This window comes from Reichenbachiella sp. (assembly GCF_965223055.1).
Taxonomy (GTDB): Bacteria; Bacteroidota; Bacteroidia; order Cytophagales; family Cyclobacteriaceae; genus Reichenbachiella.
Genome location: NZ_CBDCVM010000012.1, coordinates 743290 through 760141, shown reverse-complemented (window position 1 = coordinate 760141; position 16852 = coordinate 743290). Strand labels below are relative to the sequence as shown.

Here is a 16852-nt window from a genome sequence, read left to right as displayed (position 1 = left end):
TAATTTATGAATAAAAATGAGAACCCAATTGGGACAAAAAACCTACCGTCATATTTACGCAAGTACCTATATTTGAGCCGAACTAATAACCCAAGTGAAAATGAATTTCAAATCTTCAGAAGAAAAAATCCAATACCTAGAAAAACTCAATCAAGAAGCACTCCTCGGTGGTGGTGAAAAAAGAATTGAATCGCAACACAAAAAAGGCAAACTAACTGCCCGTGAGCGTATCGAACTCCTAATAGACGAAGGAACTTTTGAAGAAATTGGAAAATTCGTCACACACCGAGCGACTGATTTTGGTTTGGATAAACAAAAAATCTTGGGTGACGGAGTGGTCACTGGCTATGGCCAGGTCAATGGTAGACTGACCTATGTTTTCAGTCAGGATTTTACCGTGTTTGGAGGTTCACTATCTGAGACCTACGCAGAAAAGATTGTGAAAATCATGGATCTGGCCATGCAGAATGGAGCACCTGTCATTGGGTTAAATGATTCCGGTGGGGCTAGAATCCAGGAAGGAGTAGTCTCATTGGGTGGCTATGCAGATATTTTCTATAGAAATACGTTGGCCTCTGGAGTGATCCCTCAGATCTCGGCGATCATGGGTCCATGTGCTGGAGGTGCAGTCTATTCACCAGCCATCACTGACTTTATTATGATGGTAGAAAACACTTCCTACATGTTTGTAACGGGACCTAACGTTGTGAAGACTGTGACTCAGGAAGATGTGACAGCCGAAGAGCTCGGTGGTGCAAGTACACATAGCACCAAAAGTGGTGTGACGCACTTCTCCTGTGCCAATGAAGTCGAGTGTATCAAGAACATCAAAAGATTGTTGAGCTTTATCCCTCAGAACTGTGAGGAAACACCGGACATGCTTCCTTATGAAGCAGGAGATGAAGTTAGAAAGCAATTAGACGAAATTGTACCGACCAACCCTAATCAGCCTTATGACATCAAAGAGGTAATCGAAGGCATTGTAGATGGTGGAGATTTCTTCGAAGTACATAAAAATTATGCGGAAAACATCGTGGTCGGTTTTGCTCGTTTGGGTGGCAGAAGCATCGGTATTGTAGCGAATCAGCCGGCAAGTTTGGCTGGTGTACTTGACAATGACGCCAGTGTGAAAGGAGCCAGATTTGTCAGATTCTGCGATTGTTTCAATATTCCGCTATTGGTATTGGAAGATGTGCCAGGCTTCTTACCAGGTACAGATCAGGAATGGAATGCTATTATCATGAACGGTGCTAAATTGCTTTATGCGTTTAGTGAAGCAACCGTTCCGAGAATTACAGTAATTACCAGAAAGGCTTACGGTGGTGCCTATGACGTGATGAACTCCAAGCATATCGGTGCCGACATGAACTATGCCTGGCCAACGGCAGAGATAGCTGTAATGGGCGCCAAAGGAGCAGCAGAAATTATTTTCAAAAATGAAATTAAAGCAGCAGACGATCCACAAGCGAAACTGGACGAAAAGGTTGACGAATACACGGAGAAGTTTGCTAACCCATATATTGCAGCAGCACGTGGTTATGTTGATGAAGTGATCTTGCCACATAATACCAGAAAGAAACTGATATCTGCATTCAATATGCTAGAAAACAAAGTGGGCAACATGCCTCGAAAAAAACACGGAAATATTCCATTGTAATGTACTACACTTAACTCTTCCAAAGTTCCAAACTTTGGAAGAGTTTATTACCACCAACCTGTAATGCTAATACCTGATAAATTCTATCATATTTATAATCGTGCAAATGGAACAGAAAACCTATTCTGCAATGATGAGAATTTTAGGTTTTTCTTAGAAAAATATAAGCTATATATCAATCCTTGGGTTAATACTTTTTCATACTGCTTAATGCCCAATCATTTTCACTTTTTTATTAGGATCAAAGACATCAGAGAGTTGAAGGAAAAAACCAACTTTTCCAAAGTCACAAACATTGAAAAAGATACATCCGAAGAGCACCTTTGCCATTTTATGTCAAAACAGTTTTCCAAACTATTTAGCTCATACACTCAGGCATTTAACAAACAAAGTGGCCGAACTGGTAGCCTATTTCAAAAAAACTTTAAAAGAAAAGAAGTAACTCATTTCAAATATTTCCAAAAACTAATCTTATATATTCACGCAAATCCAATTCATCACGGTTTCACATCTGACATTAAGGATTGGGCACATAGTTCTTACCACTCAATTATTTCGGATTCCCCTACAGCACTAAGCCGAGAAAATGTGATTGAGTGGTTTGATTCTAAACAAAACTTCGAATTTTGCCATGAACAAGCAGTAGATTTGAGACCCATTAACGAATTAACATTCGATTGAACATGAATAAAAAAAGCGAAAAGTTTTTATACGAATACCTAAACAATGCCTCTCCGACCGGATTTGAATCTTCAGGACAAAAAATCTGGTTGGACTATGTAAAACCATATACTGATGAGTATATCACTGATACTTATGGTTCGGTGGCAGCAGTAATCAATCCAAAGTCAGCATACAAAGTAGTCATCGAAGCCCATGCCGATGAGATCTCCTGGTTTGTCAACTACATCGACGACAATGGCTATATCTATGTCATTCGTAATGGTGGGTCTGATCATCAAATTGCGCCGTCGAAGCGAGTGAACATCTTCACCAAAAAAGGTATTGTAAAAGGTATATTTGGCTGGCCGGCTATTCATGTAAGAAAGTCAGAAAAAGAAAAGTCTCCGACCATGGAAAACATCTTTATTGATGTAGGATGTGAGTCAAAAAAAGAAGTCGAAGAACTCGGTGTCAAAGTCGGTTGTGTGATTACTTTCGATGATGAGCTCATGGACTTGAATAAGAAGTTTGTTTGCGGACGTGCATTAGACAACCGTATCGGCGGTTTTATGATAGCCGAAGTAGCTAGAAAACTGAAAGAAAATAAAGTGGACTTGCCCTTTGGTTTGTACATCGTTAATGCCGTACAGGAAGAAATAGGACTCCGTGGTGCAGAAATGATGGCGGCCAGAATCAAGCCAAATGTCGCTGTAATCACCGATGTGTGCCATGATACCCACTCTCCCATGTACGACAAAAAAACAAGTGGAGACCAAAAAGCAGGTAAAGGACCAGTGCTTACTTTCGGGCCAGCCGTGCAAAACAACTTGCTTTCTGACATCATAAAAACTGCTGAGAAAAACTACATCCCTTATCAGCGGGCGGCGACTTCTCGAGCTACTGGCACGGATACAGATGCCTTTGCCTACTCCAACGAGGGTGTGGCTTCTGCCTTGATCTCTCTACCACTCAAGTACATGCACACAACGGTAGAAACAGCTCATTATGAAGATATCAATAACGTCATCGAGTTGATTTACCAATACTTGCTGCAGCTGAAGGATGGGGAGGATTATAGGTATATTAAATGATAAGTTAAACTTTTACACACCAGCGCTTCACGTATGAAAAAAATAATCCTTTTGATCTTAATTAGCACTCTTTCATATTTTGTAATTGCCCAAGCAGATTCAACCGAACTAGGGCCATATGAAATTTTAATTGACGGACAATGGGTTACTCCTAACTCAGGGACTCCACCAATTAGCTTAAACGTCCCTATTGGCTTTGATGAAGCATTGATATCTAATCTAGAATATCCTAATCTGGCACGAAGAATGGGAATTGAAGGTATTACTGCTTTTAAATTATATATTGATAATGAGGGTAATACAAAAGAAAATCAAGTTGTAGTTGATATTGGGGCTGATACAGAAAAGGCATTGAAATCGGCAATATCATTTTTACCAACAAAATGGATTCCAGCCTTTTATGAAAACGAACCTGTTGAATCCATGATATTAGTTTTGGTTATATATTCATTAGATGATATGAATCCTAACATAAACTCAAATGCCTCTTATAAATGCTTTATAAGAACTGCCCTTCCAAATAAAACATGGAATGTAGCTGCCAAACCATCAAAAGTTAAAAAAACAAAAAGAAAGAAAAAGAAGCCCAAAACTATTGATCTTTAGACTTATAAACATACGTCCGCTGAGACCAATTTGTATGTTACGCCATCCTTTCCGCCATTGTTGGAGTTGTCTCCAACAAATCTCTGCAGCAAATAGATTGCAACAAAAAGCTCGATCAGTCAAAAGACCAGCATATGAAATTGTAAAGTCCAGAATAGTTAACTAGTGACAACACCAATTAGGGCGAGAAATACATGCACACCACAGTAGAGACTGCTTACTACGATGATATCAATCATGTGATTGAATTGATCTATCAGTAATTGGCACAGTTGAAAAATGGCGAGGGTTATCGGTATATTAAATAATTTAATCTGTACATAGTGTATAAGCACTACATACAGATGTGCATATCCATTAGACTGAAGTGCGAGTTTGTGCGAAAACTACTATCTTTTCACTATGACGATTGAACAACGAAAACTGGAACTCATTACGTGGATAACTGCTATTTTCGCCTTTGTTGGAGTTGTCTCCAACAAACCTCTGCAGCAAATAAATGGCAGCAAACGGCTTGATTGATCAAAATACCAGCATTATTGAGATTTTGAAGTCGAGAACGGCTAGTTGGTGACAACACGAACTACGACGAGATCATATTCTAAGTATTGAATAGCAAGTTAGCATCGACACCAACCTGGACAGGAAATGTTGTTTATCACAATTCTTCAGTAACTTTAACTTATGAACAAGCAGATAGCCATAGATTCTCTCAAAGACATGCCTCAGGATTTTGAACTGGATGAGTTGATCGAGAGACTGATCGTTTTGGATAAAATTGAAAAAGGCCGAAAAGATGTTAATAACGGCAAGATCTTTTCACATGATGATGCTAAAAACAAGCTCGACAAGTGGCTGAAATAAACTGGACGAGTAACGCGCTAACAGACTTGTCCGAAATTGGTGAGTACATTGCCAAAAACTCCCCTAAATATGCTGAACTAACCGTATCAAAACTTTATTCTAAAGTGGAGATTCTCAGTTCACACCCGAAAATTGGACGAGTCGTCCCTGAGTCAGAACAAGATAACTTAAGAGAGCTCATCGAAGGGAGCTATCGAATCATTTATGAAATAATTGGAGAAAATATTTTCATTCTCACCATTCATCATAGTGCAAGAAGGCTAAACTTAGAATGAATTCTGTTTACTAGAGCTAGATACTTTTCCACCATTGTTGGAGTTGTCTCCAACAAATCTCTGTAGCCAATAGATAGCAGCAATCCGTTTGTTTGATCAAAAGACCAATATAATTGAGATTTTGAAATCGAGGATGGCTAGTTGGTGACAACACCAACTAGGGCGGGCAAAGACAGCAATTATTTCTATGACTATAGCATTCTTGAAGACTCTTCTATATTAGCAGTTCAATATTACTTTTTACATTTTTCCTTTCCATGAAATCCTCCCCCCTCCTAAAAATCACCTTTGCTCAGATGAGCCCGGAAGAGCGAGAAAAACTCGAGAAGAAGTTCAAATTTATGGGGCCGATGGGCTTGTTCGTATTGGCGATACTCGCTCTGGTCAATTACGGCATGGGAATTGATTTTTTCACGATTCTCATTGATGTATTGTTTATCATCGCTTTTGTCACCATTTACCGGGCTTTCAAACTCGACCTAAGAGAAAACGAAAAGAAGATATGGCAAGGACTGATCACCAACAAGCACTATACCGTACGATCCAATAAAAACAGTAAAAGCACCTACACCTATTACTTTTACTTTGGCGATCAGAGAAGATCCATCAACGAAGAGATTTACAATCAATTTAAAGAGGGGGATATGATCGAAATCCACTTGGCCAAGCGTGTATGGGGGGTATACTTCGACACCAAACTGCTCAAAGAAAACGCCATGCCGGAAAAATTAGCTGAATATCAAGAACAGGTTGTCAGTACAAAAAAGAAATCCAGTAAAGTTGGTTGTATTATATTTTTGATCTTAGGCCTGATCATGGTACTTGGTTTTCTGATGGCTACGGAAATTATAGAGTTACCAGTTGTTGAAGGGTTTCTTAAGGATTTTTTTGAGGGCTTGGAATAATCCAGACTACTCCTTCTTCAATGTTTGTATGTCTTCAATCAAACGCTTTATCTCGAGTGGTAGTGTGCCATTGTACACACCTCGGATACGCCTTTTGGTATCAATAAGTATGATATTCTCAGTATGCAAAAAATCCTCCTCAGTAGTTGCCGTCTTGCCAAATCCTTCGTCAGCGAAATAGGCTTCACGAGCCATGCTATATAAATCCGCTTTGTCACCAGTGACTAATTGCCACTGTTTGTCATCTATATCATTCAAGCGAGCATATTCCGCCAAACGACCAACAGAATCCACCCAAGGCATTACAGTATGAGAAAGAATTTTGACGGACTCATCTTCTGCAAACTCCGTTTGGATCTTCTTTAGGTTTTTTGTCATCCGAGGGCAAACATTCGGACAGATGGTAAAGAAGAAGTTGGTGACGTAGATCTTGCCATCGAAAGTACCATTGGTAACGATGTCACCATTTTGATTGATGAATGAAAAATCTTTGATCGTATGAATGGAATCGTATTTTAAATCCCTTTCGCTGATCCATTCAGGAGTAAAAGTTGCTTCATTGTAAAAAGGCAACTCAATTTCAGGATTCATTCTTTCCTTTTTGGATTCAGTACAAGACCAAATGCAAAAACTAACCAATCCAGCTAAGATTACTTTATTCATTTTATATTTCCTGTATATGGGTCTATGTCTCCAGTTTCACTATCTATTTTTGCACAGCGTTTTATACCTAGCATACCATATCTACGACCATTTTCTCTGACAACATAATTCGACCGCATTTTTCCATCTCGGCGCCAGTATTTTTGTGAGCCTAGTTCCTTTCCGTCCTTATAGTTCATTTCCTTTTTGGGGTTGCCTGAAGTATACCAATCCTTGTGCGTTCCTTGACTAAGTCCATTTACAAACACATATTGAAATTTGGGTTGCCCATCTTCAAAATAGCCCAGATGTTCGCCGTGCTTGTTTCCCAAATGATAAGGGCGAATGCTATAGATTTGGCCTGATGGGTAGTAAGAAATATAATCCCCTTCTAAACGCCCTTCATAAATACCTTTCCTAGACTTTAGAGAACTATCCGCATAATAAGACACCAAAAAACCTGAATACAGTACACTATCCAAATAAAGGACACCGTCATTAGCTAAAGACAATCTCATGTCATTTTCCTGAAGTTCAACTTCGGGGATGCGAGCAGAAAAATTAATGACTTGCAGTTCTTCTGAACTAGAATTACCGCAAGCCATCATGCTTATTGAAAACAAAAAGAATAAGCAGTATTTCATTTTATTGCGTCACTGTTCCTGCCTCTCCGTAGAACCCATCCTCATTAATCCATGGAAAATCTACTGTAACATGGTAGTGATAGATGCCTTCCGGAAATTCAGCCGTGGTACCGAAATGACCGTGGTAGTCATCTAGTATTCCTCCATCGTCCTTGGATAACACTTCCACTCCATTCTCATGAGTTCCATATACTGGAAAACCATCTAGAAGTATTCCTACCAGAGCTTCGTTGTCATACCCCTCTCTCTCCTGAGTTAGCCAGATAGGTTCTGTGTGATAATGGTAAGTCTCTCCTGCTGGATGACCTTCGAATTGATCGAAAGTGTTCAATTCTTCAAAGATATCATCATCCCCTGCTGCATTTTGATTAAACAGGGCCACACTATTGATTGTGACTCCCATAGGTCCCATTGGTGTTGTCGCCTTATTAGTAGCTTCAGTTGGATATCTTGGAACTTTGAATACCAGATTTTGCTCTTGGATAGAACCAGGGTTCTTTTTGAAGTCTGAGTTATCCGGCTCATCATAGGCCTCGTAAAGAGCTTCATCCTCATCATAATACATACTCTTATGATCTGGTAAATCTTTTGATGTAATCGTTACCCATTCATCATCAAATGTAAATGTGATAGCGTCTGTGTGATAAAAAAGATCTTTCAACACACTAATATCTGCTTGATACTCTGCTTCATCTTCCTTATCCGCTTCATCGTCGTCCTTATTCTCCATATCATCGTTCATGTTATCAAGATTAGAATCCTCATCGGAATCACATCCTACAAACATTACGGTTGCTACCACCACCAGTAGCATCATCAGTAAACTATTCTTTCCTCTCATCTTAAACTTTTTAATTAAAAAAATGTTAATAAACCCATTCAAGCGAGGCAAAGTTAAGTGTAATAGAATTCTATTCTTAAACTGGACTTAATTTTCTCCTTTTCAAGGTTCTCAGAAGTAAAACGAACACTCCCTCATTTACCCTACTGAAATATTTGACCTTCTGATTTGAAATAATTAGCAGGGTCATAACCTTGAAAGTCTTGCCACCTTTGACTTATGATAATTGTGATGGGAGTATCAGGGTCAGGAAAAACAACAATTGCTAAATTATTAGCAGGCGCACTGTCTATTCCTTTTTATGACGCTGATGATTTTCATCCAGAAAGCAATATTAGGAAGCTTTCTTCCGGGCAACCGTTGACAGATCAGGATCGTCAACCCTGGTTAGAAACCTTAGGTGAAGAAATAAAAACCTGGGAAGCCAGCGGGGGAGCAGTGCTGGCCTGTTCAGCACTAAAAGAAAAATACAGAAGAACGCTATCAAGCATCCCTGATGAGCAACTCTCCATTATTCAATTGTCGGGAAGTTTTGATTTGATTAACCGTCGACTTACTGAGCGAAAAGATCATTTTCTAGATCCATCGATTCTGAAAAGTCAATTTGATGATTTGGAGGAATCTAGTAAGGCAATTCAAGTAAGCATAGACCAAAAGCCAGAAGAAATAATACAAGAAATACTAAGTAAAATGAGTAGTAAAACTGCATTCGGAATCATAGGCATGGGTGTGATGGGTCAAAACCTGGCCATCAACATGGCCAATAATAAAGTCAAACTTTCCGTATTCAACAGGCATGTGGCGGGCAAGGAAGAAGGAGTGGCCCAAGATTTTGTGGCCAAGCATCCCAATTTAAACATTCTGGGATTTGATAACCTTTCGGCATTTGTAGACTCCATGGCGGCCCCGAGAAACATCTTGCTCATGGTACAGGCAGGAACTGCAGTTGACGCTATCATAGATGAATTGACTCCACTATTAGGGCCAGATGACCTAATCATTGATGGGGGTAATTCAAATTACCTGGACACCAATCGCAGAGATCAAGCCCTGGCTATGCATGATATCAATTTCATTGGATCGGGCATATCAGGCGGAGAAGAGGGCGCAAGAAAAGGGCCATCGATCATGCCTGGAGGAAGCCGGACAGCCTATAATAGAATCGCCCCTTTTCTGGAAAACATAGCAGCGAAAGATGCCAATGGAAAAGCTTGCTGCACTTATGTAGGACCTGAAGGCTCCGGTCATTTCATCAAAATGGTTCACAATGGAATTGAATATGCTGAAATGCAATTGTTGGCTGAAGTATATGAATTGATGCGCAATGGATTAGGCATGCAACCAGAAGCAATTGCCAAAACCTTAGAACACTGGAAAACCAAAGGCCTGGATAGCTACCTATTAGAAATCACTATCAATATTCTCCGCAAAGAAGAAAACAGAGAGCTTTTACTTGATAAAATACTAGATGCGGCTTCTCAAAAAGGTACCGGAGGATGGTCGACAGAAGCCGCCATACGGCTAGGCGCACCTTTGAACACCATTGCTGATGCAGTAATGGCTCGAAACATCTCAGCTCAAAAAGAAACACGGATAGCTGCCAACGAGCTATATGGACAGATTAAACAACCCATAGCCGAAGATCGAGATAGCTTCATTTCTGCTTTAATGGAAGGATACTCTGCCGCTCGAATTGTGAATCATGCGGTTGGATTTGATATGATGAAAGAAGCATCAAACCAATACAACTGGGATTTAGACTTTAGTGAAATTTCAAGAATATGGACCAATGGCTGCATCATTCGATCAGAGCTGATGAATGCCATGGTCAACTTTTTCAAGGATACTGACCGCTTGCTTTTTCATCCTGCAGTGGTCAAATCACTCAACGAACAACAAGCTAGTCTAGCAAAGATCGTAGGACAAGCAGTAGCGAGTGGGTACCCGATACCAGTGTTCTCTTCAGCCATGAATTTCTTCCTTGGATATGTCAATGGTCTATCCTCAGCAAATATGTTACAGGCACAAAGAGACTATTTCGGAGCACATACCTACAAGCGTATTGACCAGCCTCTTTCTGAATCCTTTCACACCGAGTGGACATGATAGATATTCAGCTCATATTAGCAGTAGTTGCAGGCATAAGCTTCCTGCTTTTTCTAATTCTTTACTTTAAGATTCAGGCTTTTATTGCGTTGCTGATTGCCAGCATTGGAGTGGGACTCATGGCTGGCATGGAGCCTAATGCCATTATGGATTCCATAAAAACCGGCATGGGAAATACGCTGGGCTTTGTAGCGACAGTGGTGGGTCTAGGTGCCATATTCGGCGCTATACTAGAGCAGTCCGGTGCGGCCAATGCACTGGCCAACTTCTTCTTGGAGAAAATGGGTGAAGAAAAGGCCCCCTGGGCCATGACCATCACTGGATTTGTAGTGGCTATTCCTGTTTTTTTCGATGTAGCATTTATCATACTCGTACCACTCATTTATTCACTTCAGCGGAGATCCGGGAAGTCATTGTACCTATTTGCCATCCCGCTATTAGCAGGCTTGGCGGCTACCCATAGTTTTATTCCTCCTACTCCTGGCCCAGTAGCTGTAGCGGATATATTGGGTGCTGACCTTGGGTTGGTTATTATGTTTGGATTCATTATTGGCATTCCGGCTGTCGTTATCAGCGGACCAATGCTGGCGAAGCGTCTGACTGCACACACTTTTATCGCCGCTCCGACAATTGAAAGTACCGAAGACAGCCATTCTATCAATCCCAAATTGACACCTGTATTAATCATTATCGCGGTTCCAATTCTACTGATTGTACTTAATACCATTTCAAAAACCTGGATTGAGGAAGGTTCAATCAAAATTTGGTTAGAGTTTTTTGGACATCCTTTTTCCGCATTGATCATAGCCAATTTGTTGGCCTGGTATTTTATGGGGATAAAAAACGGTTTCTCTAAAGAGGCATTATCTGAAATGAGCACCAAATCATTGGCACCAGCTGGTATAATTATCCTTCTGACGGGTGCCGGCGGAGTGTTCAAGCAAATACTCATGGATACTGGCACAGGTCAAATGCTCGCAGATGCGTTTGCAAATAATTTGTCATCGCCCTTTATTTTCGCATTCGTGATGGCGGCTTTGATGCGTATTGTACAAGGATCCGCTACGGTCGCAATGATTACCTCTGCAGGCATGACTGCCGCACTTATCGCGTCGGCCAATTTGTCTTCTGCCCAACTGGCCCTTTTAGTGATAGCTATTGCCTCTGGAGCTACAGTTCTTTCGCATGTGAACGATAGCGGCTTTTGGTTGATCAACCGTTATTTAGGTTTATCTGTGAAGCAGACCTTTAGATCATGGACGATAATGACAACTTTGTTAGGGATTTCTAGCTTCGTTTTCACCCTTATACTGGCTTATTTCGTATAAAATTGAAAATTAGGTAATTCTCCTACAGTAATAAAGTACAATTATTTATTGATTTTATCATATATTTGGAATTCATAAAATCAGCAGCTATGAAAGATTTATCAACTAAGGACCTGGTCTATATGGCCATGATTGCACTTATTTCATTGTTTTATTTCTTCCAAGGATCGATCAGCCTGGATCTACTCAAATAAGTGCTAACGTTTCTTCTTTTTCTTCTTAGGCTTATGTGGATTTGCCTCAGCTTCTTTGATTAATTGTTTCCAGTTGTCTGTAGTATCCGCTGTGAGATCGATAGTATCCTGATAGGTATTCCATTCGATATCCATCACTTGAATGGGTGTATGAGTATATTTTTCTACTTCAATTAAGAGTGACTTTTCTTCAGGGCTACAAAAGCTGACAGCTTGCCCCTTTTGATTACCTCTACCTGTTCGCCCTACCCGGTGCACATAGTTTTCCGGCTCATCGGGCATGTCATAATTCACCACGAAATCTACATTTGGAATATCTATCCCTCTGGCACTGACATCAGTAGCAATGAGTATTTTATTTCTACCGGCTCGGAAAGCACTCATCACTCGATTACGTTCATCCTGATCTTTGTCTCCATGAATAGTCTGTCCAGAGATTTCGACTCTAGCCATGGCTGCTAGCACGCGCTCTGCTCGCACTTTGGTTCTTACAAAGACCAATATTTTCTTGTCCGGATTCTCTCCAATCAACCTTTCGAGGAAGTATCGCTTATCATCCATCTTAATGAAAGCCACTGCATGCTCTACGTTTTTTGAGACCGGGTCTTTAGGTGAAATTTGAATCCTTATTGGTTTGTGCACCAAGGAATAGGCTACCTTCTTTATCTTCTCATCAATAGTAGCTGAGAAAAACAGGGTTTGTCTTCGCTTCGGTAGAAATTTCACCAAGTCCTGAATATCCTTTATAAAGCCAAGGTTGAGCATATGATCGGCTTCATCCAATACTACTGTTTCTATATGGTCGAGTTTGATAAACCCTTGACTTACCAAATCAAACATTCTCCCTGGAGTAGTCACGATAATATCGACGCCCTTGGCCAATTTAGCTATCTGTGGATCTTGTTCTACTCCACCAAAAATGCTCAAGGCTTTGACTTTTGTACCTTTCGATAGTTCATCAAATGCTCTGGTAATCTGAATGGCCAACTCTCTGGTCGGAACCATCACAACGCATCGGATATCATCTCCACTCCTATGCTTCTTTGAACGCTGCAAGCGGTCTATGATTGGAATGGCAAAGGCCGCTGTCTTTCCAGTCCCTGTTTGGGCTATAGCCAATACATCCTCTCCCTTCAATATTGCCGGTATTGATTTGAACTGGATATCTGTGGGACGTTTAAAGCCTTGAGTTTCAAGGTTTCGTTTCAGTTCGGGACTAATATTGTAGGCTTCGTATTTCATTGGCAGCAAAGGTAGTCCAAGAATCGGCAACATGTTTATAAAATAAAAAATCCCGATTGTCTGGTAAACAATCGGGATTCAACTCCTTTTGGTGTGAAGCTAAGGGTTATACCTTGTACACCCAACCATGGGTATCTTCTATTTCACCTAACTTAATCTTGTCTAAGGTATCGAACAATTTGTCGGCCAAAGGCTTTTCTTCCGGCAAGACGTAGTCCGTACCGTTGTATCCAATCTTATGAATTTTGGCAATAGTTGCGGCAGTACCAGCTCCAAATGCTTCTTTCACTTCTCCAGCCTTCAAAGCAGCCTCAAGATCTTTAACGCTTAATCGTTTTTCTTCCACCTTCATGCCCCAGTCTCTGGCCAAAGTCAATACGCTGTCTCTCGTGATTCCATTCAGGATAGAATCGCCTGTAGGTGCGGTCACCAAAGTTTCATTGATTAAAAACAACAAGTTCATCGTACCAGCTTCCTCTACAAACTCATGTGTTTGTCCATCCGTCCAGATCAATTGATGGTATCCTTCTTTCTGTGCTTGCAAAGCTGGGTACAACGAAGCAGCATAGTTGCCTGCTGTCTTTGCATATCCTACACCACCAGCTACTGCTCTGGTGTATTTCGTTTCAATTTTCACATTTACCGGTTCGGAATAGTACGCTCCAACAGGCGCTGTAAATATCAAGAATTTGTACGTTTCAGATGGTCTAATACCTACATAAGGATCATCCGCAAATACCACAGGTCGGATGTACAAAGAGGTGTTTTCTTGTCCTGGCACCCAGGCGCTATCTACCTTGAGCAAGGCACTCAGCGCAGACATAAAAAACTCCTCAGAGATTGGAGGAATACACATGCGCTCCGCGCTCACTATCATCCTTTTGGCATTAGCCTCAGGTCTGAAAATCAAGATTTCTCCTGCTTTATTCTTGTAAGCTTTTAAGCCCTCAAACACTGACTGTCCATAGTGCAATGTGGCATTGGCTGGACTTATTGCTAAGTCTCCATAAGGCTCAATTCTCATGTTTTTCCATTCGCCATCTTCAAAGTCTGCCACGAACATATGATCCGCGTACACTTTACCAAATGGAATGTTATTGAAGTCAACTTCACTAATTCTAGACCTCTCGATCTTCTTGATTTCAAACTCTGCAGTTTCAGTCATTTGTTAAGCAATTTTGTTTTGGGTAATGAAACGCAAATTTAATGAAAATAGTCATGGAAAGCACTCCTCAAAAGCAATTTGAAAAGACAATCCAGCTATTTATTTAAGGTTTCCAAGGTACCTCTTCAGCCTTTAATTCTTTTGTCATCCATCTACACAAAACGAAAAGATAGTCTGAGAGCCTATTCAAGTATGTTGTGATGTTTGCGTGAACTTCTTCTGTTTCGGATAATGCGATCGCTAATCGTTCGGCCCTCCTGCAAACACATCTAGCTATGTGACCTGCAGATACAGATACATGACCTCCCGGCAAAACAAAGTTTCTCATTTCTGGTAATTCGCCGTCCATTCGATCGATGGCCGTCTCAAGCATTTTAATAGACTCATTAGTGATATCTGGTATCACCACTTTCGATTTTTTAGGGTCTGAAGCCAAATGAGAACCTATGACAAATAGTGTATTTTGAATTTGGATCAATTCATTGACAATAGGTTCATTTACTTCCTGATCACGTACCATTCCCATGTGACTATTCAACTCATCAATAGTTCCATACGAGTCTATTCTTAAATCAGCCTTGGAGACTCTAGTTCCTCCTAGAAGCCCTGTCGTACCTTTATCACCAGTTTTTGTATACACCTTCATAATTGAGTATTACCGTTGCCAAATATTTTTTTGATTATTAGCTACAAAAATGGTAAACTTAATGTTCTAACCGGTTTGATTAATTCAATTTTTAAGCAGCATAATGCGCTCTACATATTATCTCCTGGCCCTTGCGGCTATCATTCTGCAATTTTCTTGTGCAGACAAGCACCCAAAAGCTGATTTGGTTCTCTTTAATGGAAACATTTATACCTTAAATGAAACCGAGCCAAAAGCAGAAGCCGTAGCGGTGACAGATGGAAAAATCGTATATGTAGGAAACAATGTAAACGCCAATCAGTGGGTAGCAGATACCACTCAAATTGTAGATTTAGAAGGCAAAACTCTGACTCCGGGCTTTATTGAAGGCCATGGTCACCTGATGGGTATTGGAGAAAATCTTATCAATCTGGATTTATTAAATACCAAAAGCTATGATGAAATCATTGAAATGGTAAAAAACAAGGTGAATGAAGTAGAAGATGGTGAATGGATTTTAGGCAGAGGCTGGCATCAGGACAAATGGTTCGTGTTACCGGAAAATATGATAAATGGCTTTCCTTCACATAACAAATTGTCAGAGATATCTCCAAATAACCCAGTAGTACTTTCACATGCGAGTGGACACATGGTATTGGCCAACGATCAGGCCATGAAGATAGCAGGTATAAACAAGGATACTCCAGATCCTGAAGGAGGTACTATTTTCAAGGATTTAGGTGGTAACCCTACAGGTATTCTAAACGAAACAGCAGAATTACTCCTTGAGGATGTGATACCAGAAGATTCCGACGAAAGAAGAATTCAAATACTAAACATGGCCATCGAAGAGTGTTTAAAAAATGGAATCACCAGTTTTCATGATGCGGGTGCTGGTCAAAAAACAATTGACCTTTATGAATCATTTTTAAAAAATGACCTGTTAAAAATCAGACTCTATGTGATGTTGGATGGACTCGACGAAGAATTACTGAGCAACTGGTATACCTCAGGTCCTCGCATCGGTTTAGGAAATGACTTCTTAACTATCCGAGCTATCAAATTATATGCTGATGGGGCTTTAGGTTCTCGTGGGGCGTTGCTGCTTGAGGACTATGAAGATGCTCCCGGTGTTCAAGGACTAAGACTAACTCCTGCGGATTATATCATGAGAGTAACCGAACAAGGCACAAAAAACGGTTTTCAAATTTGCACGCATTGCATTGGCGACAGGGCTAACCGAGAGGTTTTGGATATGTATGAGATAGTATTGAATGCAGATACCACGAAAGCCAATCCGCGATTCAGAATAGAGCATGCTCAGCATATTGCAGGTGACGACATTCCAAGGTTTGGTCAACTTGGTGTAATTCCATCTATGCAAGCCATCCACATGAGTTCTGACCGACCATGGGCCATAGATCGCCTAGGAGAGAAAAGAATTGTTGAGAGTGCTTATATGTGGCAAGATTTAATATCAACAGGAGCGAATGTTATGAATGGGACTGATGCTCCTGTGGAACCTGTGAATCCACTGGCTAGTTTTTATGCCTCAGTAACAAGACAAACTTTAAAAGGTAAACCAGAAAACGGATTTGAGCCTGACCAGCGAATGAAAAGAGAACAAGCGCTCCAGGCCTACACTATCAATAATGCTTTTGGAGCTTTTGAAGAAGACATCAAAGGAACCATTGAGATTGGAAAAGTGGCAGACTTTACTGTATTGTCTAAGGATATTATGAAAATTGAGGCCAAAGAAATACTCACAACGGAAGTCGAATACACCATTGTGAATGGTCAGATACTTTATCAGAAATGAAAAAAGAGGCCGAAGCCTCTTTTATGAATACTCGCTTAATATCCCTAAAATCTATCAACCAAAAATCAAAGGGCTCTTAATAATGATCAATTCTCAACTCTTGCTAAGCAGCATTCGCTTACATAACATCCCATAGATTCTCAGCCCCTAATTTTTTAGGAATTGTTTTATAAAGACGACATAAA

The 16852-nt window shown here is 40.4% G+C and carries 15 protein-coding genes; 9 read left to right on the top strand and 6 right to left on the bottom strand.

The window, feature by feature from the left end:
* Positions 1-100: 100 nt before the first annotated feature.
* From ACOQO5_RS18690 to ACOQO5_RS18665, 6 genes are all read left to right on the top strand, one after another.
* A complete protein-coding gene (locus ACOQO5_RS18690) occupies positions 101-1657 on the top strand; it encodes an acyl-CoA carboxylase subunit beta (protein ID WP_420583209.1) in 1557 nt (518 codons plus the stop codon).
* A gap of 683 nt (positions 1658-2340) precedes the next feature.
* On the top strand, positions 2341-3411 hold the full coding sequence (locus ACOQO5_RS18685) for a M42 family metallopeptidase (protein ID WP_420583208.1): 1071 nt from the start codon (positions 2341-2343) through the stop codon (positions 3409-3411).
* A gap of 33 nt (positions 3412-3444) precedes the next feature.
* A complete protein-coding gene (locus ACOQO5_RS18680) occupies positions 3445-4017 on the top strand; it encodes an energy transducer TonB (RefSeq protein ID WP_420583207.1) in 573 nt (190 codons plus the stop codon).
* Between the two features lie 684 nt (positions 4018-4701).
* Positions 4702-4881, top strand: coding sequence for a hypothetical protein (locus ACOQO5_RS18675; protein WP_420583206.1), 180 nt, complete (start codon positions 4702-4704; stop codon positions 4879-4881).
* Entirely contained in the window at positions 4869-5156 is a 288-nt protein-coding gene (locus ACOQO5_RS18670; protein ID WP_420583205.1) for a type II toxin-antitoxin system RelE/ParE family toxin, read from the top strand. Before ACOQO5_RS18675 ends, ACOQO5_RS18670 begins: the two co-directional genes overlap by 13 nt.
* Positions 5157-5413: 257 nt before the next feature.
* A complete protein-coding gene (locus ACOQO5_RS18665) occupies positions 5414-6061 on the top strand; it encodes a hypothetical protein (protein ID WP_420583204.1) in 648 nt (215 codons plus the stop codon).
* 6 nt (positions 6062-6067) lie between these two features.
* On the opposite strand, the gene ACOQO5_RS18660 is transcribed toward ACOQO5_RS18665, so the two are convergent.
* From ACOQO5_RS18660 to ACOQO5_RS18650, 3 genes are read right to left on the bottom strand one after another with little or no spacing between them, the layout of a single operon-like run.
* The gene (locus ACOQO5_RS18660) at positions 6068-6724 is read right to left on the bottom strand and encodes an SCO family protein (protein ID WP_420583203.1); all 657 of its coding nucleotides are present in this window, start codon (positions 6722-6724) and stop codon (positions 6068-6070) included.
* The gene (locus ACOQO5_RS18655) at positions 6721-7347 is read right to left on the bottom strand and encodes a toxin-antitoxin system YwqK family antitoxin (RefSeq protein ID WP_420583202.1); all 627 of its coding nucleotides are present in this window, start codon (positions 7345-7347) and stop codon (positions 6721-6723) included. Before ACOQO5_RS18655 ends, ACOQO5_RS18660 begins: the two co-directional genes overlap by 4 nt.
* A 1-nt stretch (position 7348) precedes the next feature.
* Positions 7349-8188 (bottom strand): YHYH protein, encoded by an 840-nt coding sequence (locus tag ACOQO5_RS18650; RefSeq protein ID WP_420583201.1) that lies wholly within the window; start codon positions 8186-8188, stop codon positions 7349-7351.
* 219 nt (positions 8189-8407) lie between these two features.
* On the opposite strand from ACOQO5_RS18650, the gene gndA reads away from it, so the two are divergent.
* Together gndA and ACOQO5_RS18640 are read left to right on the top strand one after the other, a co-directional pair.
* Positions 8408-10294: an NADP-dependent phosphogluconate dehydrogenase gene (gene gndA / locus ACOQO5_RS18645; protein ID WP_420583200.1), complete on the top strand. Its 1887-nt coding sequence runs from the start codon at positions 8408-8410 to the stop codon at positions 10292-10294.
* On the top strand, positions 10291-11622 hold the full coding sequence (locus tag ACOQO5_RS18640) for a GntP family permease (RefSeq protein WP_420583199.1): 1332 nt from the start codon (positions 10291-10293) through the stop codon (positions 11620-11622). Before gndA ends, ACOQO5_RS18640 begins: the two co-directional genes overlap by 4 nt.
* Before the next feature lie 197 nt (positions 11623-11819).
* Here the strand turns inward: ACOQO5_RS18640 and ACOQO5_RS18635 are convergent, their stop codons facing one another.
* From ACOQO5_RS18635 to ACOQO5_RS18625, 3 genes are all read right to left on the bottom strand, one after another.
* Positions 11820-13058 (bottom strand): DEAD/DEAH box helicase, encoded by a 1239-nt coding sequence (locus ACOQO5_RS18635; protein ID WP_420583198.1) that lies wholly within the window; start codon positions 13056-13058, stop codon positions 11820-11822.
* Positions 13059-13164: 106 nt separating this feature from the next.
* Positions 13165-14223, bottom strand: coding sequence for a branched-chain amino acid aminotransferase (locus ACOQO5_RS18630; RefSeq protein WP_420583197.1), 1059 nt, complete (start codon positions 14221-14223; stop codon positions 13165-13167).
* A 103-nt stretch (positions 14224-14326) separates the two neighbouring features.
* Entirely contained in the window at positions 14327-14869 is a 543-nt protein-coding gene (locus ACOQO5_RS18625; RefSeq protein ID WP_420583196.1) for a cob(I)yrinic acid a,c-diamide adenosyltransferase, read from the bottom strand.
* Between the two features lie 103 nt (positions 14870-14972).
* On the opposite strand from ACOQO5_RS18625, the gene ACOQO5_RS18620 reads away from it, so the two are divergent.
* Positions 14973-16667, top strand: coding sequence for an amidohydrolase (locus tag ACOQO5_RS18620; protein WP_420583195.1), 1695 nt, complete (start codon positions 14973-14975; stop codon positions 16665-16667).
* Positions 16668-16852: the final 185 nt, after the last annotated feature.